The sequence below is a fragment of the Streptomyces sp. NRRL S-646 genome (assembly GCF_000720765.1).
In the GTDB taxonomy this organism is placed as follows: Bacteria; Actinomycetota; Actinomycetes; order Streptomycetales; family Streptomycetaceae; genus Streptomyces.
In genome coordinates, this window is sequence record NZ_JODC01000011.1 from 439,244 (window position 1) to 456,308 (window position 17,065).

Consider the following 17,065-nt stretch of genomic DNA (forward strand, 5'->3'; position numbering starts at 1 on the left):
CCGTCAGGAAGGGGCCGACGAAATCACCATGGAATCACCGCCGTTGGCCTGGCCCTGGCGTACCGTCAGGGCTTGGCGATCGGCGCCGGCGTCGCGTGCATGCTGTGCCACTTCCGCAGAGCTTCCACGATCTGCTCCGAGTCCGGTACTTGATCGAGTTCCAGAGGCTTCCGGGCTCGCTGCATGGCCCGGCTCACTCGATCCCCCGCCCCACGGAAGTGCAGTTCCCCGGCATCGGCCGGGAGAGCGAGCGCTGCCCGCATGATGTCCGGGAACACCGACTGCGCGTACTCGAAGTCCAAGTAGGTGCTGAGGTCGTCGTGCAGGCCCGCGGTCAGGGAGCCGAGGCCGGCCTCCTCCATGGCCTCGGCCCACAGGGCGATCATCCGCTGCTTTTCGTCTTCGCTGTAGCCCATGCGCACGACGTGCGTCGCCAGGTCGTGCAGGGGGTCTCCGTATATCGCCAGCTCCCAGTCGATCACCGCGATCCCCTTGCGGTGGAGGACGACATTGGCGCGATGGACGTCGGTGTGCAGGAGGACAAAGGGGCGGCGGGCCAGCTCACGGTGGTTCTTCTTGAACGTCGTCATCGCGTCCAGGGGGATCCCCACGGCATCGAAGAGGTCACCGAATCGGTCGCGGTTGGGCAGGTGTACGCGGTTCTCGGTGAAGTCGACGAGCCAGTGCAGGAATTTCTCGCTCTCGCCGTCGGCCGGCCAGTCCACGGGGCACGCTGGGAGCTCCTTGGCCGGTACCTGAGCAGTCCGGACGAAGAACGCCGCGAACTCACGCATCAGCTCGTCGTCGATACGGCCGTCGGGATTCCGCTCACTGAGCGCCTTGCCCCTGAGATATCGGTGCAGGGACCGGTCGCCGGGTACAGCTAGCCCGCGCGGCACTTCACTCAGATGGCGGCAGACGACCTCAAGCACATCGACCTCACTGGGCCAGATACGCGGAACGACCTCCACCGTCTTCAACGGCACCCGATACTTGAACCGCACGAAGGGCGCGATGCCGAGCAGCAGGGCCAGCAACAGGCCCACACGCAGTACGTAGTTGGTGTTGTGATGGCCTGTGAGCACAGCAGCCGTGCCTCGGCGCCGGCGGGCCTCCAAGAGGCGATGCGCCAGGCGATGCGCAATCGATTGGCGCTTTTCGTGAGGCTGCGGGGACATGATGGGGCGAGGTTAGCGGCTCCATCTGCGAGGCATGCTAAAGAGCTCATAACTTTGCATGTGCTGTGGCACGTTGCACAAACCTATTCGTGCAGGTCCGGTAAGCGATCGCCGGTTTGCCCCAACCTGTTCGGCGGCGCACAACGACTCGTACGAGACAACCCGTTCGGAGCCGTATGCTAATGGCCGAACAGCTCCCATACTGACGCGAACCAGGCCTGCTGCTTCTCCACGAACTCCGTGCCCTGGGAAGAGGGGTCGTCGTCCTTGACGTAGTGCGTGAGACCGGCGCCCAGACCGATCACGTCGGGGACCTCGATCTCCAGGCCGTCGTCCAGTTCGAAGGTGCGCATGTAGACCTCGTACGGGCCCTCCAGAGCCTGCACCTTGTTGACGAGGTAGAGCTTGGAGTACGGAACCAGTCCAATGTGACGAATCTCGAACTCCACCGAGGGGACCAGTTTCATGGCCCGCAGATCGCTCACGAGGGTCCGCAGTGTGGCCGTGTGCCGGCGCCTGAGGTCCAGATAGCGTTCCTTGAGGACCTCGTCGTGAGTGGTGTCGCCGGTGCGCCAGTACGGCATCTCGACCGACTCGGAGGGCAGTAGCACGCGCAGGGCTATCCCCTGCGGGGAAATGCGCCCCGCCTGGATCCGCTCCGCCTGCGTGCGGAGGTGTGCACCCAGGGACTCCGACGTCAGTGTGAAGACGTCCAGGGTCACTTCGGACTGCTCGAACGCTTCGGCGATGAGCTCCCCCAATGTGACCTGGTGGCCAGGCTCCTTCTCGCTTCTCGGCAAGTGGATACGCTGCTTCCAGATCACCCGGGATCCGCTGCCCTGACGCGACTCGATCCAGTGCTCGCTCTTGAGGTCCCTGAGCACCCGCTGCACGGTGTCGCGGGAGACGTCGAACTCGTCGGCCAGTTCACGCTGCGACGGCAGGCGTCCGTTCAGCGGATATTCGCCGCTGGTGATACGAGCCCGCAGCGCTGCGGCGACGCGGTCGTACTCCTTGCCGCCCCGCTCGCCGGTTGAGGTGCCGCCAGTCACGCCGCGACCGTACCTCAGCTTGACTGCCGCTAGGAATCAGTCAAACAGCCTAACCAGGCCGAGAGTTGACCACTCGACAGGAAGGGGCGATCGACGGAGTCACCTCCTCACCGCCTCCAACAACGGCTCCAACGACCCCACGATGTCGGTCGCCCCGGCGACCTGGAGCAGCTTCTCCTTGTGCTCGTTACGCGCGTAGCCGAGGAAGGGAACTCCGGCCTGGCGGGCCGCCTCGCAGTCGGTGGGGGTGTCGCCGATGAACAGGGCGCCGGTGGGGGCCACACCCATGGCTGTCAGGGCGCGGTTGAGGTAGTGGGGGTGGGGCTTGAGGTACTGCAGGTCGTGGGTGCGGCCGTAGATGTGGGGCAGGAAGCAGTCGAGCAGGCCGCGGCCGGCCAGGTAGGCGTGGACGACCTTCGGGGAGTTGTTCGTGGCTATCGCCAAGCGTGCGCCGACCGCCTTCCAGGTGCGGATCAGCGGGTCGGCGTACGGGGTCGGCTGGGCCTTGGGGACCGCCCGCAGTTCTTCCTGGGTGAGACGTTCCTCCACTTCCACCACCAGGTCGCTGGCGGGGTGCCGGCGGTCCACCGCGCGCAGCACCGCATGAGGGTCCTCGGTGTCCCGCTCGTCCTCCGTGAGGAGATCGTGCAGCCCCCGGCCTTCGAGCCAGCCCACCAGGTCGGTCGCCACCCCTTCCGCCGAGTGCCCGGCGAACAGCCGGCAGATCGGTCCGTCGAAGTCCCAGAGCACGACGCGGGCGTGCCCGATCAGCTCCTGCAGTCTCTCGGTCTGTGCCGCCATCGGATCAGTCTGCGTCGTATCACTAGTCACTAGGAGAGTGTCAGGTCCGTCGTGATGGTTTCCCAGAGGGCGTCGAACCACTTCTGGGATTCCTCCACGAACGCGGCGTCCCGGTAGCCGGCCCGCTTCAGGAAGGAGAAGAGGAGCGACTGGGAGCCGAGGGCGTCGTACATCTCCAGGGTCTGGCTCTGCCACTCCTCCTCCCGCTTGGTGGGGATGTAGTACCCGATCAGCGCTTCCTCTCCGTTGAACAGGTACAGCTTGACCGGCGGTGTGAAGGGCAGAGCACGGAAGGTGACTTGTACGTCGATGCCGTGCGTGGACCGGATGGCCTGCAGGTTGTGCTGGAGCACCCGCGCCTGCGCGTCGCGCATCTGCAACCACCGTTTATGGACCGTGTCGTCGTCGCCGCTGCCCTCGACCAGCACCGGGAACGCGAGGTTGATGTCGCGGCTCGGCAGCAGGACGCGGAAGGCTATCGAGTCGGGACGGATGCTGCCGTCGTGGATCCGGCGCAGCGGCTCGCCAAGGGCGAGCATCAGGGTCTCGGACGTGTGGCACACGACGTCGACGCGCACGCGCGGCGTCGCGAACGCCTCCGTCAGCCGCGGTGCCAGCCCCACTGTCGTCGGCTGCGGCTCGTCCCTGCCGAGGGCCGGCGGCTCCGCGATCCGTGGGGGGCTTCCCTTGCTGACGTTGGTGAGCAACCCGTCTTGCTGGAGGGCGCGCAGGGCCTGGCGGACGGCGCCGCGTTCCACGCCGAACTCGTCTGCCAGCTCGGCCTGAGTGGGCAGGCGGTCTCCGGCCTTGAGGTCGCCGCTGTTGATCCGTTCCCGCAGGACGTCGGCGATCTCCTGGGGCGAGAGCCTTCTGCTGCCGTTCACTGCCACGTTCTCCTGAGTCACGACCAAACGCTACAACTCGGATCCATCTACGGGGAGTTGTTTCTGACTTGTTTATGAGTGGCTGCCAAGTGGGGATAACTTAGTTGGAGTTGGTTGCCAACTTAGCTCAGTTGGCGGAAGTTTTGCTTCCTTGGACTTCCTTGGACTTGGACTTCCTCGGATCCGCCTCACCCCCCACGCACCGTCCCGCCCGCGAAGCCCGAAGGGGGAACCACCATGCCCGTCCTCGCCCTCCTCTCCGCCGTCTTCGTCGTCGGCATCGAGCAGACCGTTCAGTGGAAGTACGGCGTCACCGGCATCATCGGTCTGCTGCTGCTCACCATAGGCATCAAGGCGAAAAACCCGGCCGTCAGCTCCATCGGGGCCGTCGTGCTCGCCCTGCTGGTCGCGGGGCCCGCTCTATGAGCGGAAGGCGACCCGCGGCCCGGTCGGCCGCCGGCTCAGTCGCTGTGGGAGACATCAGCTCGTGAGCACAAGCTCCGAACTGATCGTCTCCCACAGTGCGTTGAACCACAGGTGCGACTGCTCGACAAAGGTGGTGTCGCGCAGGCCGGGGCCCTGTTCGAAGGCGAACAGCATCGACTGGGTGCCCTCGGCGTCGTACATCTCCAGGTACTCGTGGTCGATCTCCTCCTCGCGCCGCGTGAGCGTGTAGTACGCGAAGAGCGCCTCCATGCCGTTGAGCAGGTACAGCTTCACGGGCGGCGTGAAGGGCAGGGCGCGGAAGGTGACGTTCACGTCGATGCCGTGGGTGGCGCGCAGGGCCAGCAGGTTGTGCTGGAGCACCTGGCCCTGGGCATTGCGATTGGCCAGCCAGCGGCGCTGCAGCCGGCCGTCGGCGGACGGGTCCACCGGGATCGGGAAGGCCAGGTCGATGTCGCGGCTCGGCAGCAGTACGCGGACGTCCAGCTTGGCCGGTTTCAGCTGTCCGGCGTGGATCCGGCGCAGCGGTTCGCCGATCGCGAGGGTCAGCGAGACAGCGGTCAGACAGAGAGCGTCTATCTCCACGTGATGCGCTGCGAAGGCGTCCGCTATGCGCGGGGCCAGGGCCACCGTGGTCGGCAGCGGCGGCGCTCCGGGGCCGGTCAGGGCCTTGCTCAGGCCCAGGTCGGGGGCGACGGTCGCGGGGGCGCCCTTCGACACGTTGGTCAGCAGGTGCTCCGACTGCAGGATGCGCAGGGCCTGGCGTACCGCGCCGCGTTCGACGCCGAACTCGTCGGCCAGTTTCGCCTGCGTGGGCATGCGTTGACCCGGTTTGAGCTCGCCCGACCTGATGCGGGCGCGCAGCTCGTCTGCCACGTCTCGGTGCGACGTCTGTGACGTCTGTGGCCGCTGCGACCTCTTCCGCCCATTGACGGAGGCGTGTTTCGGGTCCACGACCAAACACTACAACTTCCCGCCATCTTTGGGCAGTTCCAGGGAAGGTGGTTATAAGCCGCTTCCAAGCGGAGATAAGTACAGAGAAGTTGGTCACCAACTTCAACAACATGGTCAAACTTCACGAGGGTTGGCCGCAACCAGGGGCCCGCCTCCCCGTCCCGAAGGAGGGACCGTCATGCCGCTCATCGCCCTCGCCGTCGCCGCCCTCGCCATCGGATTCGAGAACCTCGTCCAGTGGAAGTACGGGCCGATGGGCATCATCGCCTTCGCCGCCCTGTCCATCGGACTCAAGGCCAGGAACACCACGATCAGCGGCATCGGAGCGGTCATCCTCGTGATGCTGCTCGCCCAGTCCGGCTGACTCCGGCCCGGCGAGCCCGACGGGTTCGCCGACCCAGGATCCGGCTGGCCGAGCTCCCCTCCGGAGGGGAGCCGGGAGCTCGGTCAGTCTGCACCAAACGCACAGCCACAACTGAACACCGACAACTGAACAGCTCCATCAGTACAGCCACAACTGAACAGCTCCATCAGCACGGTCACAACTGAAGAGCACAGCTACGGATGAGTCATCAGTCAGTCGTTGTCGGAAGGAAGGAGGCTCAGAACATGTCCGGGCACCAAGGCCGCCTGGACGTACGCAGCAGGGCGTCGGCCACTCGGGCGGCGCCCGCTCGTTCTTCCTGCACCCGGCCCAGCGCCGCCAGCCGCACGACCGACTCGTCACCCAGCCACAGTCGCCCCAACTCGGCGATGTCCAGGGTGAGTTCGGCGCTGTCCGTGGTCGGCGTGCAGGACGCGCCCTGCGCCGACGCCTCCAGCCGGTAGCGGCCGCCCGCCAGACCGGCGCGGTCGGCGACCTCCAGCACCAGGGAGCCCGAACCCTCGTACGTCCGCGACTCCAGCGCCCGTACGACATCCAGGATCCGCACCCACAGCCAGTCCGCGGCGCTGGTGATGCGGGCGGCCCTCGGGTCGGGGAGGAGGAGGGGGAGCAGGTCGTCGGGGGCCCGATGGCCGCTCTTGACCTGGGTGACCCAGTCGATGGAGCACAGGTAGCTCCACAGGGCGCGCTCGGCGGCCGGGGTCGCCGCGATCAGGCTCCGTACGGTCGCCGTGTCCAGCGGCTGCTTGGCGTCGCCCCACTTGTCGTCGACCTCGTAGGCGACCAGGCCCTCGACCTCGCCGTCCGCTGCGCGGTAGACCGCGAAGAAAGGCTCGGTCCACTTCGGGTCGACCCGCACCTCGCCCGTGTGCTGCTGCCACCAGCGGTCGCCTCGGGTGACGGCGCCGGGGGTGGTGCGGCGGACGCGGTCGTGGAGTTCGGGGCCGAGTTTGCGTACGTCCTCGGGGTCCACGAGGTCGATACGGCCGCCGTCGGCCGGGCCGGACCAGCGGGGGTCGAGGCCTGAGCGCGGGACGTCCACGGTCCACTCGGCGGCGGTGGTGGCGGGGCCGAAGCCGTAGCGGCCGTAGATCGGGTACTCGGCGGCGATGAGCGTGGCCACGATGTCGCCGCGCTCCTTGGCGGTGGTGAGGTCCTGGCTCATCATGCGGGTGAGCAGGCCGCGGCGGCGGTGGGTGGCGGTGACGGTGACGGCGGAGATGGCGTCGGCGGGGACGGGGGTGCCGCCTACTGCGGTGACCTGCTGCTCGAAGGAGCGGAAGGTTGCTACGCAGCGGGTGCCGTCGAAGGCGCCGATGTACCGGTTCGGCTCGAACTGGGGGCGGCGGGCTTCGAGTTCGGGTTCCCAGACGTGGGGCTGCTGTACGAATCCCACTTTCACGGCGCGGAGCCACTCGGGGAACTCGGGCTCGGTGATCGGGCGGACGTCGATGTCGGGGTGCGCCTGGGTCATGGGATCACGGTAGGTCGGGCGTGGGGTGGTGTCGCGCGGATTTTCCTCGCCCCCGCCGCCCCTACCCGTCCCGTCCCCAGGGGCTGCCGCCCCTTCGACCCCACCAGGGGCTCCGCGCCCGCACCCCGTTTCGGGGCTCCGCCCCGGACCCCGATCGGCCTGAACGGCCACGTCCTCAAACGCCGGACGGGCTGAAGGGCACGCACCGGCGCTACGACGGCTACGCCCCGCGGGTGGGTGGGGGATCGGGACGGCAACCCCGACACCGGACGCCGGACGAGCTGAAGGGCACGCACCGGCGCTACGGCTGACACGCCTCACGGCGGCCCCTGCCGAAACGCCGCACCGGTCGGAGTGCACAAAGGGGTGCTACGGCGGGGGCCTGGGACGGCAATCCCGGCCCCGCCCTCCGGGGCTCAGGTCAGCAGGTCGTCGACCTGCGCCTCCCCCTCGCGGTAGCGGCGGGTGATTTCGCCGCTGCAGTTGTCCGTTGTCCGTTGGAGGCGTTGGCGCCTGAGGGACACCTGTTGCTCGTAGCGGACCAGTCGGCCCATTGCCGTGTTCAGTTCCAGGTCCGTGCGCGCGGCCAGGTCGGAGAGTTCGACCTCGGCGAGCATGTCCGCGGCCAGCTGCCCGTACTCCTCGTTGTACGGCGTGCCCAGCGTCACATGGCGGGCGGAGGAGCGATGGCGGGCCGGGGCGTCCGTGAGGATCTCCGAGAGCCGTTCGACCACGGAGCCCGCACCTGCCGGGGAGCGGCGGGCCAGTTCCGCCCGCAGGATGTCGATACGGCCCTGCAGCAGCCGCCGTACATAACTGAGGTCTGCCTCCTCGCGCTGGGCGTCCCGGCGCAGGGTGCGCAGTTCGGGCAGGCTCAGCACGGCCAGGTCGTGCTCGGGCGGCCCCGCGGGCAGCTGCGGGCGGTCCGGGCCCTCACCGCTGTCCCCGCCGGTCGCGCTGTCCGGGCTGTCCGTGCGCTGAGTGGGCGGACGCGGAGGCGTCCGCTCTCGTGTACGAATCAGTGAGACTGCCCCAGGAGGCTGCCCCATACTCGGTGTGCTCATGTGCCTCAACCGTCCCCTCGACCGGCGTGTGGAAGCATCGTGCCACCCCAAGTGGCCGCTATGTGACCGAGTGCCCCCGATCGGCCCCAGATGGGGGGTTAAGGATCAAAAAGAAGCCCTCCAAGGCCCCCTCGGACCTGATTCCGAGCAGACGGCATGATGGGTTCATGCGTGCAGTGGTGCAGAGAGTGGACGGCGCGAGTGTCGTCGTCGACGGTGAGACGGTCGGGGAGATCATCGGCGAGGGGCTTTGCGTCCTTGTCGGGGTGACGCATGAGGACACCAAGGAGAAGGCCGCCCAACTCGCGCGCAAACTCTGGTCGATCCGCATGCTGCAGGACGAGAAGTCCTGCAGTGATGTGGATGCGCCGCTGCTGGTGATCAGTCAGTTCACCCTGTACGGGGATGCCCGCAAGGGGCGGCGGCCCACCTGGAACGCCGCCGCCCCAGGCGATGTCGCCGAACCCCTCGTCGACGAGGTCGTCGCCCAGCTTCGGGCCCTCGGCGCGACGGTGGCGACAGGCCGTTTCGGCGCGCAGATGCGGGTGTCGTTGACCAACGACGGGCCCTTCACCGTGCTCGTGGAGATCTAGGGTCCGGACAGCCCGGACGGCCCGGACACAGCGCCTACGGTTCTACGACCGTCTCCTGCGCCGCCGCCGTGTCCCCCGCCACCAGCCGCGCGTCCACCGGCACGTTCCGCTTCACCAGGGCCAGCGCGACCGGGCCCAGCTCGTGGTGGCGTACGGAGGTCGTGATGAAGCCGATCTTGCGGCCGTCGGGGTCCTCGTCGGCGAGGCGGATCTCCGTGCCGGGGGTGGGGAGGTGGACCTCGCTGCCGTCGAGGTGGAGGAAGACCAGGCGGCGGGGGGGCTTGCCGAGGTTCTGCACCCGCGCCACCGTCTCCTGGCCGCGGTAGCAGCCCTTCTGCAGGTGCACCGCCGTGCCGATCCAGCCCAGCTCGTGCGGGATGGTGCGGTGGTCGGTCTCGAAGCCCAGGCGCGGGCGGTGGTGTTCGACGCGGAGCGCCTCGTAGGCCAGGATCCCGGCCGGAGGGCCGGCCTTCTCCGCGTACGACTCAAGGTCCGCGCGCGGGAGGAACAGGTCGCGGCCGTACGGCGTCTCGCGTACGGCGACGCCATCCGGCACCTCCGCGATCGAACCGGCCGGCAGGTGCACGACCGCGAACTCGGCCGTCCGGTCGGCGACTTCGACCTTGTAGAAGAACTTCATCGACTCCAGGTAGGCGATGAGTGCGTCCTGGGTGCCCGGCTCGACGTGCGCCCAGACCGTCTCGCCGTCGTCGACCAGATACAGCGCATGCTCGATGTGGCCGTGCGCGGAGAGGATCAGCGCCTCGGTGGACTGGCCGGCCGGGAGGTCGCTGACGTGCTGGGTGAGGAGCAGGTGCAGCCAGCTCAGGCGGTCCTCGCCGGTCACGGTGACCACCCCGCGGTGCGAGAGGTCGACGAAGCCGGTGCCGTCGGCGAGGGCGCGCTGCTCGCGGAACAGTTCGCCGTAGTGGGCGGCGACGCCTTCGTCCACGCCCTCGGCGGGGACGGCGCCGGGCAGGGACAGGAGGGGGCTCTTCATATGCACAAGCCTACGACTCGGTAGTTGAACTCTTCAGCGAACAGTCCTGGCATCTGCCGAAGATCGCGAAGTGCTTCATGTCCGTCTCGAAGCCGAACTCCCGGCGCAGCTTCGCGGTGAACTCGGCGGCCACCGACACATCGGCCTCGATCACGTTCTGGCAGTCCCGGCAGACCAGGTGGATGTGGTGGTGGCGGTCCGCGAGGTGGTACGTCGGCGCGCCGTGCCCGAGGTGGGCGTGGCTCACCAGTCCCAGCTCCTCCAGCAGCTCCAGCGTCCGGTAGACGGTGGAAATGTTGACCCCCGACGCCGTCTTCTTCACTTCCGTGAGGATGTCGTCGGGGGTCGCGTGCTCAAGGGCGTCCACGGCTTCGAGCACGAGTTGCCGCTGCGGCGTCAGCCGGTAGCCGCGCTGCCTGAGGTCGCTCTTCCAGTCGGTGCTCACCACACCGAAGAGTCTAGAACTAGTTGTACTTGTCGGAACTACTTGAAAAACGCGGTGCCGTACTACTTGAAGAACGCGATGCCGTCGTCGGGCATGTCGTCCGGCAGGGCCTTGGCCCAGCGCTCGACGTCCTCCGGGGTGACGACCTTCTTCAGGTGCGCCGACATGTAGGGGCGCAGCTCGACCTCGGGGGTCTGCTTCTCGCCGACCCACATGAGGTCGCTCTTCACGTAGCCGTACAGGCGCTTGCCGCCGCTGTACGGGCCGGAGGCGGCCGTCCGGGCGACCGCGTCCGTGACCAGGTCGATCTGCGGCTTCTTGTCGGCCATCTCGCCGTACCAGACCTCGACGACGCCGTCGTCGCGGACCATCGTCACCTCGACCTTGCGGTCGGCGTCGATGCGCCAGAAGCCATGCTCGGTCTCCAGCGGCCGTACCTTGTTGCCGTCGTTGTCGAGCACCCAGGTGCGGGACTGGTACTCCAGGAAGTCCCGGCCGTCATGGCTGAAGGTGACCTCCTGCCCGAAGTTGCACTTCTCGGCACCGGGGAAGTCGTGCACGCCCGCGCCCGCCCAGTTGCCGAGCAGGAAGGCGAGGGGGACGAGGTCCTTGTGGAGGTCGGACGGGATCTCGATCATGGGTCGGCAGTTCCTTGATGGGACCTTGATGGGGGTCAGCGCTGGCCCTGGTACAGCTTCTTCACGGTCAGCCCGGCGAAGGCGAGGACGCCGACGCAGACCAGGACCAGCAGGGCTTCGAAGAATGCCTCAAGCACGGGGTGCTCCTTGATGAGCTGAGGATGGGCGGTACACAAAGGCCGGGCCCCAGCTTACGCGGCCGGGGCCCGGCACTCCTTGTGAGGTACGCCCAAGCGGGACTCAGCCGAGCAGCTCCCTCTGCAGGGCCACCGTCTGCCGGAAAGGTACGGCCTTCGCCGCGCCCTTCCTGGACTGCACGATCACCGCGAGGACCTCACCGGCGGACAGGTACCCCTGCCGGGTCTGCTCGGCGCGAGTTTCAGTTGATTACGATTCGGCCATGGCGAAGAAGCTCGTGATCAAGGTGACGGCGGGGGCCGATGCGCCCGAGCGGTGCTCGCAGGCGTTCACGGTGGCGGCGGTGGCCGTGGCCAGCGGTGTCGACGTCTCGCTGTGGCTGACCGGCGAGTCCGCATGGTTCGCCCTGCCGGGCCGCGCCGCCGAGTTCGAACTCCCGCACGCGGCCCCGCTGCCCGACCTGCTCGACGCGATCCTCGCCGCCGGGCACGTCACCCTGTGCACCCAGTGCGCGGCCCGCCGGGACATCACGGAGAAGGACGTCATCGAGGGCGTACGGATCGCGGGGGCTCAGGTGTTCGTCCAGGAGGCACTCGGCGACGAAACGCAGGCGCTGGTCTACTGAGACGGTCCACTGAGCCGGTCGACCGGGACGCTAGGGCCTCGGGCGCTTCTTGCCGTCCAGTTCGTCCCACCACTCGTCGGACTTCGGGTCGCCTGACGGGTCGTCCCACCAGCGGTCGTCCGGACCCCTGCGGTTGGCGACCATCGCGGCGACCGGGGGGATCAGCATCGCGACCACGCACATCCCGACCGCGACCGGGACAGACCAGATCCGTACGACTCCCCAGGCCAGGACGAACAGCCCGACGCAGGTGCCCATCATGGCGAAATACACGTGACGGCGACGTGCCAGCATGCCTCCAGGGTAGGCCTGGGCACGCCCATCGGGCGCGAGCAGCCCGGGCGGGAACGTCCACCCCAGGACCGGCCCACCGCCGAAGGCCGCCGGACGGAGTCCGGCGCAGCGCTCCGAAACTGCGAAGCAGTGCGAGGCGCGCATCAAAGAGGGGCCACGTGACGGCGACGTGCCAGCATGCCTCCAGAGTAGGCCCGTACATGCCGAGGGGCCGCACCCCGGAGGGTGCGGCCCCTGGTCGGGCAGGTCGTCAGACCGCGATCGCGACCTCCGCGAGGCCGCCCTGCTCGGCGACGACCGTGCGGTCCGCGGTGGCGCCGGGGACGAGGGCGCGGACGGTCCAGGTGCCCTGGGCGGCGTAGAAGCGGAACTGCCCGGTGGCGGAGGTCGGGACCTCCGCGGTGAACTCACCGGTCGAGTCCAGGAGGCGGACGTAGCCGACGACGGGCTCGCCGTCCTTCGTCACCTGGCCCTGGATGGTGGTCTCACCGGGCTTGATCGTCGAGGCGTCCGGGCCGCCGGCCTTCGCTCCACACATGTCTTTCTCCAAGAGGGGTCTGACCGGAGGAAGGCCGGTCGGGATTTGCGGGTCTGTTCGCTTGCTGCTGTGCCTGCGGCAGTTCTTACTTGTTGGCGCCGAGCTCGATCGGGACGCCGACGAGGCTGCCGTACTCGGTCCACGAGCCGTCGTAGTTCTTGACGTTCTCGACACCGAGCAGCTCGTGCAGGACGAACCAGGTCAGGGCAGAGCGCTCACCGATGCGGCAGTAGGCGATCGTGTCCTTGGCCAGGTCCACCTGCTCCTCGGCGTAGAGCTCCTTGAGCTCGTCGTCCGACTTGAAGGTGCCGTCGTCGTTGGCGTTCTTCGACCACGGGATGTTGCGCGCGGACGGGACGTGACCCGGACGCTGCGACTGCTCCTGCGGCAGGTGCGCGGGAGCGAGCAGCTTGCCGGAGAACTCGTCGGGCGAACGGACGTCGACCAGGTTCTGCGAACCGATGGCCGCGACCACGTCGTCGCGGAAGGCGCGGATCGCCTTGTTCTGCGGCTTGGCGGTGTAGGTGGTCTCGGGACGCTCCGGGACCTCCTCGACCAGCTCGCGGGCGTCCAGCTCCCACTTCTTGCGGCCGCCGTCGAGCAGCTTGACGCTCTCGTGGCCGTACAGCTTGAAGTACCAGTAGGCGTACGACGCGAACCAGTTGTTGTTGCCGCCGTAGAGGATCACCAGCGTGTCGTTGGCGATGCCCTTGGCCGACAGGAGCTTCTCGAAGCCCTCCTGGTCGATGAAGTCGCGGCGGACCGGGTCCTGCAGGTCCTTGGTCCAGTCGATGCGGATCGCGTTCTTGATGTGGTTCTTCTCGTAGGCGGACGTGTCCTCGTCCACCTCCACGATCGCGATGTTCGGGTTGTCGAGGTTGGCCTCGACCCAGTCGGCGTCGACCAGGACGTCGCTGCGGCTCATGCTCTTTCTCCTCCGGGGCAGTTGCGGCGGGGCGTGCGAGTGCAGGGGGTGCGGGGGGCCTCCGACGGTGGGCCGGGGCGCGCACGGGTGCCCTGAGCAGGGCGGGGGGATGCGGAGGTCTGGGCCTTCCGCTCAGAAGGGGCGACAGAGCATGGCGGCGACGCGGCACAGGTCGACTGCCCGCCGCTTCGTAAGGTCCGCCTGTCGCTTCATGGCCTCGATCGTAGGGACGTACGGCGGGGCGTGTCACCGCCATGTCGTATCCTGAGACGCGATCGTCCGGGATGTGAGAAACGATCACAGCCCGGGCCGCATCGGCGCAGCCTCCGGGCGTACGAATCGGTCATCACATCTACGGCGCGGACGCGAGCGTCTCGCCTTTCGGACACCTTGCGTCCACCGCCCGTGGTACTACCCCGCGAGCTTGACGTTCGAACCCTTCACCGTGATCTCCACACCGTTCTGCGCAGCCTGCACACTGTCCAGCTTCACGCCACCCGGCAGCTGGTGGATCGCCTGCTGGAAGTCGGTGATCGACCGGATGCGGGAGTCGGCGAGGTCGACGACCAGCTTGGGCAGGTTGTCCGCGTGCACCTTGACGGTGTCGCCGTCCACGGTCACCGAGCTGAGCACGGGATATGTCTGCGCGGCGCCCGCGGCGGTGACCTTGATGTCCACCTTGATCTTGCCGTTGCCGCCGTCGGAGAGGCCGACGACCTGGGCGTTGACGCCGGGGATGATCTGCGTCGGCTCGGACTTGGCCGCCTTGAGGAGTTCGTCGTAGGCGATCGTCGCGGTGCCCGTCGCGGTGGCCGCGGTGGCGGAGCTGTAGTCGCCGGAGAAGCTGACGCCCTTCATGTCGGCCTTCAGGTCGTCGATACGGATCGTCTTCGGGCCGCCGTTGCCGCCGGCGGCGGTGCCGGTGTCGGCCTCGTAGTCCTTGATGCCGATCTCGACGTCGTCCAGCTCGCCGGAGGCGACCTGGGTGAGGAAGGGGAAGCCCTTGATGGACACGTCCGGAGTGGTGGCGAGGTTCTCGGTGGTCCTCACCTTGTCCGCCGCCTCGTTCTCGGCGAAGTGGACCGCGACGCGGTCCGCGATGACGAAGAGGCCGCCCAGGACCACGACGACGATCAGAAGTATTCGCAGGGCGCGCATTCGGTGTTTCCCCCACCTGGCCGGACGACAATGACGGTCACGACGGCCGGGTGGCCGTCCAGCGCGAGACTAACCCTGCACCGGGGTTTGATCGGGGAGTTGTCGATCAGCTGTGACAGTTGTTGCCGGGGTTGGTCCGGCCGTGAGCCGGGGGCTGCCGCCCCAGGCCGGCCCTACGCCAGCGCCCGGCCCAGCACGAACACCACCGGTGCCGCCGCCGTCAGTGGCAGGGCCACGCCCGCTGTGAAGTGGACGAACCTCGACGGGTAGTCGTAGCTCGCCACCCGGTGGCCGATCAGGGCGCAGGCCGCCGCGCCCGCGCCGAGCAGGGCGCCCTTCGCGCCGAAGCCGGTCATCCCGCCGACCGCGATGCCCGCCCCCGCCGCGGCGAGCAGCGAGACCACGACCGACGCCGGGGTGGGCAGCGGCAGGGCGCGGGCCAGGACGGCCACCGCCACGGCGGCCGCGCCGACGGTCACCGCGTCCGGCTCGGCCGCGAGGTATCCGGCCGCGACGATGGACAGCGCCGCCGAGGCGACGGTCGCCATCAGGCCGTACATCCGCTCGTCCGGGTCCGCGTGCGAGCGCAGCTGGAGGACCAGGGAGAGCAGGACCCAGACGCCGAGGGTGCCCAGGATCGCCGCGGGGGCGTTCTCCCGGCCCGCCACCAGCAGCGCGACGTCCGCGGCCAGCGCGCCCAGGAACGCCAGCGCGATGCCCTGCCGGGCCGGCCACATGCCGTTCAGCCGGAACCAGCCCGCCGCGGTGACCGCCTGCAGGGCGATGAGCGGGACGAGCAGGGCGTACGAGCCGACCGCCGCCGCACCGGACACGAGCAGGCCCAGCAGCGCCGTGAGCCCGGCCGGCTGCATTCCCGGCTCGATGATCGGGGAACGTCCCTCCTCACGGGCGCGCTGGGCGTCCGTGATCCGGGAGTTGCCGGCGAGGGTCGCGGGGCCGTAGTCGGAGTCCTCCTCAGGCTCCGCACCGCCTTGGGCGAGGCCCGCACCGCCGGGTGCGTCGTACCCGGGCTCAGCTGCAGCGCCGGCGTACCCCTGCTGCGCGAGGTACGCCGTCTCCGCGGCCGACACCGGCACCTGCGGCTGTGCCTCCCAGGTCTGCCCCTGCCACTGCTGCGTGTACTGCTGGTACTGCTGAGCCTGGGCGGCGTGCGGGTCGTCGTACCCCTGGTAGCCCTGGTACGGCTGCTGCCCCTGCTCGCCGGTCCACGCCTGCTGCTGGGGCTGCTGCTGATACGGGTCGTACGCGTCGTACGGACCCTCGTACGGCTGGTTGGTCATCGTCACCCTCCTGCGAACGGCGGGAGCACCTCGACCGTGCCGCCGTCGGCCAGCCGTACCGTCTCATGTCCGCGGGTGCCCACGGGGTCACCGTCGATGAGGAACGAGCATCGCTGCAGGACGCGCGTGAGTTCTCCGGGGTGTCGCCCGCGCACGGCGTCGAGCGCCTCGGCGAGGGTGGCCGCGTCGTACGGCTCCTCGGCGACCCCGGCCGCGGCCTTCGCGGCAGCCCAGTAGCGCACCGTGACCTTCGGCATCCGGTTCCTCTGGTAGTGGATCGGCGGTGTACACGGTCAGGCTAGCCCGCCTGCGCGGCACCCCAGGTCCCGATACGGGCCAGCAGAGCGTCGGTGGCCGCGTGTTCCGCGTGGCCCATGCCGGGCTCCAGCCACAGTTCGCCCCGGTCACCGGCGGCGTCGGCCAGCATGCGGGGGTGGTCGACCGGGAAGTACCCGTCCCGGTCGCCGTGCACGATCAGCAACGGCGTGGGAGCGATCCGCGGTACGGCCTCCACGGGGGACAGCGGCACCGGGTCCCACTCCCGGTGGTGGATCCGGGTACGGAATCCGTAGCGGCCCACCAGCCGGCCCTCCGGCCGCGTTACCAGCCAGTGCAGCTTCCGCATAGGGGCCGTGCCCCGGTAGTACCAGCGGGCGGGTGCACTCACCGAAACCACGGCGTCCGTCGCCGCTTCGGTGCGCCCCTCGCGCCCCTTTCCGTACAGCGCCGCATGGCGCAGCACCACGGAGCCGCCCATCGAGAAGCCGACGGTCACCACGCGCGCGTGCCCGAAGCCCCGCGCCCACTCCACCGCGGCCGCCAGGTCGAGGACCTCACGGTCGCCGACCGTCGAGCGGCCGCCGGAGGCGCCGTGGCCGCGGAAGGAGAACGTGACCACGGCCCCGTACTGCGCGAACGCCTCCGCCACCCGCCGAACATGTGGCCGGTCCACGTCGCCGGTGAATCCGTGGGCGACGACGAACACCGGAACAACGGAAGGTGGCGTCGAGGCGTCGTATACGACGACACCCGGGTCGTATACGGAATCGATCGCAACCTCGTCGTCGGTGCGCAGAAACGTACGGAAAGGCCCCCGTCTGCCCGTCTCACGATTCGGACGAACGGTGGATCGCGCCACATGACCTGCCGGAGTGATGCTCATGTGGGCTATTCT

General features: G+C 68.7%; 22 protein-coding genes. 4 read left to right on the forward strand and 18 right to left on the reverse strand.

Going from position 1 to position 17,065, the window contains the following annotated elements; genetic code table 11:
* Window positions 1-65: 65 nt before the first annotated feature.
* The 4 genes from IH68_RS0130760 to IH68_RS0130775 all read right to left on the reverse strand — a co-directional run bounded on the left by IH68_RS0130760 (window position 66) and on the right by IH68_RS0130775 (window position 3,942).
* Window positions 66-1,085, reverse strand: coding sequence for an aminoglycoside phosphotransferase family protein (locus IH68_RS0130760; protein WP_234341676.1), 1,020 nt, complete (start codon window positions 1,083-1,085; stop codon window positions 66-68).
* A 272-nt stretch (window positions 1,086-1,357) separates the two neighbouring features.
* The gene (locus tag IH68_RS0130765) at window positions 1,358-2,230 is read right to left on the reverse strand and encodes a GntR family transcriptional regulator (protein ID WP_030941498.1); all 873 of its coding nucleotides are present in this window, start codon (window positions 2,228-2,230) and stop codon (window positions 1,358-1,360) included.
* Between the two features lie 99 nt (window positions 2,231-2,329).
* Window positions 2,330-3,031 (reverse strand): HAD family hydrolase, encoded by a 702-nt coding sequence (locus tag IH68_RS0130770; protein WP_030941500.1) that lies wholly within the window; start codon window positions 3,029-3,031, stop codon window positions 2,330-2,332.
* A gap of 29 nt (window positions 3,032-3,060) precedes the next feature.
* On the reverse strand, window positions 3,061-3,942 hold the full coding sequence (locus IH68_RS0130775) for a GntR family transcriptional regulator (RefSeq protein ID WP_078912675.1): 882 nt from the start codon (window positions 3,940-3,942) through the stop codon (window positions 3,061-3,063).
* Window positions 3,943-4,152: 210 nt separating this feature from the next.
* On the opposite strand from IH68_RS0130775, the gene IH68_RS0130780 reads away from it, so the two are divergent.
* Window positions 4,153-4,341 (forward strand): hypothetical protein, encoded by a 189-nt coding sequence (locus IH68_RS0130780; RefSeq protein WP_030941504.1) that lies wholly within the window; start codon window positions 4,153-4,155, stop codon window positions 4,339-4,341.
* Between the two features lie 54 nt (window positions 4,342-4,395).
* Here the strand turns inward: IH68_RS0130780 and IH68_RS0130785 are convergent, their stop codons facing one another.
* Window positions 4,396-5,319, reverse strand: coding sequence for a GntR family transcriptional regulator (locus IH68_RS0130785; protein ID WP_078912676.1), 924 nt, complete (start codon window positions 5,317-5,319; stop codon window positions 4,396-4,398).
* Window positions 5,320-5,491: 172 nt separating this feature from the next.
* Here IH68_RS0130785 and IH68_RS0130790 point away from each other — a divergent pair, with 172 nt between their 5' ends.
* A complete protein-coding gene (locus IH68_RS0130790; RefSeq protein ID WP_030941508.1) occupies window positions 5,492-5,677 on the forward strand; it encodes a hypothetical protein in 186 nt (61 codons plus the stop codon).
* A gap of 238 nt (window positions 5,678-5,915) precedes the next feature.
* Here IH68_RS0130790 and IH68_RS0130795 read toward each other — a convergent pair whose 3' ends face one another.
* A complete protein-coding gene (locus IH68_RS0130795) occupies window positions 5,916-7,172 on the reverse strand; it encodes a GNAT family N-acetyltransferase (protein ID WP_030941511.1) in 1,257 nt (418 codons plus the stop codon).
* A gap of 416 nt (window positions 7,173-7,588) precedes the next feature.
* Window positions 7,589-8,236: a hypothetical protein gene (locus tag IH68_RS0130800; RefSeq protein WP_030941513.1), complete on the reverse strand. Its 648-nt coding sequence runs from the start codon at window positions 8,234-8,236 to the stop codon at window positions 7,589-7,591.
* 167 nt (window positions 8,237-8,403) lie between these two features.
* On the opposite strand from IH68_RS0130800, the gene dtd reads away from it, so the two are divergent.
* Window positions 8,404-8,829: a D-aminoacyl-tRNA deacylase gene (dtd, locus tag IH68_RS0130805; RefSeq protein ID WP_030941515.1), complete on the forward strand. Its 426-nt coding sequence runs from the start codon at window positions 8,404-8,406 to the stop codon at window positions 8,827-8,829.
* A 34-nt stretch (window positions 8,830-8,863) separates the two neighbouring features.
* On the opposite strand, the gene IH68_RS0130810 is transcribed toward dtd, so the two are convergent.
* From IH68_RS0130810 to IH68_RS0130820, 3 genes are read right to left on the reverse strand one after another with little or no spacing between them, the layout of a single operon-like run.
* Window positions 8,864-9,829, reverse strand: coding sequence for a YgfZ/GcvT domain-containing protein (locus IH68_RS0130810; RefSeq protein WP_030941516.1), 966 nt, complete (start codon window positions 9,827-9,829; stop codon window positions 8,864-8,866).
* 10 nt (window positions 9,830-9,839) lie between these two features.
* Window positions 9,840-10,277: a Fur family transcriptional regulator gene (locus tag IH68_RS0130815; protein ID WP_030941517.1), complete on the reverse strand. Its 438-nt coding sequence runs from the start codon at window positions 10,275-10,277 to the stop codon at window positions 9,840-9,842.
* Window positions 10,278-10,336: 59 nt separating this feature from the next.
* Window positions 10,337-10,912, reverse strand: coding sequence for an FABP family protein (locus tag IH68_RS0130820; protein ID WP_030941519.1), 576 nt, complete (start codon window positions 10,910-10,912; stop codon window positions 10,337-10,339).
* Window positions 10,913-11,312: 400 nt separating this feature from the next.
* Here IH68_RS0130820 and IH68_RS0130835 point away from each other — a divergent pair, with 400 nt between their 5' ends.
* Window positions 11,313-11,675 (forward strand): DsrE family protein, encoded by a 363-nt coding sequence (locus IH68_RS0130835; RefSeq protein WP_030941521.1) that lies wholly within the window; start codon window positions 11,313-11,315, stop codon window positions 11,673-11,675.
* Window positions 11,676-11,705: 30 nt separating this feature from the next.
* Here the strand turns inward: IH68_RS0130835 and IH68_RS0130840 are convergent, their stop codons facing one another.
* From IH68_RS0130840 to IH68_RS0130870, 8 genes are all read right to left on the reverse strand, one after another.
* Window positions 11,706-11,969: a DUF3099 domain-containing protein gene (locus IH68_RS0130840; protein WP_030941524.1), complete on the reverse strand. Its 264-nt coding sequence runs from the start codon at window positions 11,967-11,969 to the stop codon at window positions 11,706-11,708.
* 250 nt (window positions 11,970-12,219) lie between these two features.
* Window positions 12,220-12,507 carry a DUF1416 domain-containing protein gene (locus IH68_RS0130845; RefSeq protein WP_030941526.1) on the reverse strand — a complete coding sequence of 96 codons (288 nt, stop codon included), beginning with the start codon at window positions 12,505-12,507 and terminating at the stop codon, window positions 12,220-12,222.
* An 85-nt stretch (window positions 12,508-12,592) separates the two neighbouring features.
* Window positions 12,593-13,432, reverse strand: coding sequence for a sulfurtransferase (locus tag IH68_RS0130850; RefSeq protein WP_030941528.1), 840 nt, complete (start codon window positions 13,430-13,432; stop codon window positions 12,593-12,595).
* Between the two features lie 132 nt (window positions 13,433-13,564).
* Complete coding sequence (locus IH68_RS59885; protein WP_350751515.1) at window positions 13,565-13,645, reverse strand: Ms5788A family Cys-rich leader peptide; 81 nt, start codon at window positions 13,643-13,645, stop codon at window positions 13,565-13,567.
* 198 nt (window positions 13,646-13,843) lie between these two features.
* Window positions 13,844-14,590 (reverse strand): DUF2993 domain-containing protein, encoded by a 747-nt coding sequence (locus tag IH68_RS0130855; protein WP_030941530.1) that lies wholly within the window; start codon window positions 14,588-14,590, stop codon window positions 13,844-13,846.
* 173 nt (window positions 14,591-14,763) lie between these two features.
* The gene (locus IH68_RS0130860; protein ID WP_030941532.1) at window positions 14,764-15,891 is read right to left on the reverse strand and encodes a hypothetical protein; all 1,128 of its coding nucleotides are present in this window, start codon (window positions 15,889-15,891) and stop codon (window positions 14,764-14,766) included.
* Window positions 15,892-15,893: 2 nt separating this feature from the next.
* Window positions 15,894-16,148, reverse strand: a complete 255-nt coding sequence (locus IH68_RS0130865; RefSeq protein ID WP_030941534.1) for a MoaD/ThiS family protein — start codon at window positions 16,146-16,148, stop codon at window positions 15,894-15,896.
* 41 nt (window positions 16,149-16,189) lie between these two features.
* Window positions 16,190-17,053, reverse strand: a complete 864-nt coding sequence (locus tag IH68_RS0130870; protein WP_030941536.1) for an alpha/beta hydrolase — start codon at window positions 17,051-17,053, stop codon at window positions 16,190-16,192.
* Window positions 17,054-17,065: the final 12 nt, after the last annotated feature.

Excerpts from the sequence above, each read along its gene's own strand:
- IH68_RS0130795 (WP_030941511.1), bottom strand. The coding sequence starts at position 7,172 with ATGACCCAGGCGCACCCCGACATCGACGTCCGCCCGATCACCGAGCCC.
- IH68_RS0130860 (WP_030941532.1), bottom strand. The coding sequence starts at position 15,891 with ATGACCAACCAGCCGTACGAGGGTCCGTACGACGCGTACGACCCGTAT.
- IH68_RS0130855 (WP_030941530.1), bottom strand. The coding sequence starts at position 14,590 with ATGCGCGCCCTGCGAATACTTCTGATCGTCGTCGTGGTCCTGGGCGGC.
- IH68_RS0130870 (WP_030941536.1), bottom strand. The coding sequence starts at position 17,053 with ATGAGCATCACTCCGGCAGGTCATGTGGCGCGATCCACCGTTCGTCCG.
- IH68_RS0130835 (WP_030941521.1), top strand. The coding sequence starts at position 11,313 with ATGGCGAAGAAGCTCGTGATCAAGGTGACGGCGGGGGCCGATGCGCCC.
- IH68_RS0130770 (WP_030941500.1), bottom strand. The coding sequence starts at position 3,031 with ATGGCGGCACAGACCGAGAGACTGCAGGAGCTGATCGGGCACGCCCGC.
- dtd (WP_030941515.1), top strand. The coding sequence starts at position 8,404 with ATGCGTGCAGTGGTGCAGAGAGTGGACGGCGCGAGTGTCGTCGTCGAC.
- IH68_RS0130810 (WP_030941516.1), bottom strand. The coding sequence starts at position 9,829 with ATGAAGAGCCCCCTCCTGTCCCTGCCCGGCGCCGTCCCCGCCGAGGGC.
- IH68_RS0130790 (WP_030941508.1), top strand. The coding sequence starts at position 5,492 with ATGCCGCTCATCGCCCTCGCCGTCGCCGCCCTCGCCATCGGATTCGAG.
- IH68_RS0130845 (WP_030941526.1), bottom strand. The coding sequence starts at position 12,507 with ATGTGTGGAGCGAAGGCCGGCGGCCCGGACGCCTCGACGATCAAGCCC.
- IH68_RS0130780 (WP_030941504.1), top strand. The coding sequence starts at position 4,153 with ATGCCCGTCCTCGCCCTCCTCTCCGCCGTCTTCGTCGTCGGCATCGAG.
- IH68_RS59885 (WP_350751515.1), bottom strand. The coding sequence starts at position 13,645 with ATGAAGCGACAGGCGGACCTTACGAAGCGGCGGGCAGTCGACCTGTGC.
- IH68_RS0130850 (WP_030941528.1), bottom strand. The coding sequence starts at position 13,432 with ATGAGCCGCAGCGACGTCCTGGTCGACGCCGACTGGGTCGAGGCCAAC.
- IH68_RS0130840 (WP_030941524.1), bottom strand. The coding sequence starts at position 11,969 with ATGCTGGCACGTCGCCGTCACGTGTATTTCGCCATGATGGGCACCTGC.
- IH68_RS0130820 (WP_030941519.1), bottom strand. The coding sequence starts at position 10,912 with ATGATCGAGATCCCGTCCGACCTCCACAAGGACCTCGTCCCCCTCGCC.
- IH68_RS0130865 (WP_030941534.1), bottom strand. The coding sequence starts at position 16,148 with ATGCCGAAGGTCACGGTGCGCTACTGGGCTGCCGCGAAGGCCGCGGCC.
- IH68_RS0130800 (WP_030941513.1), bottom strand. The coding sequence starts at position 8,236 with ATGAGCACACCGAGTATGGGGCAGCCTCCTGGGGCAGTCTCACTGATT.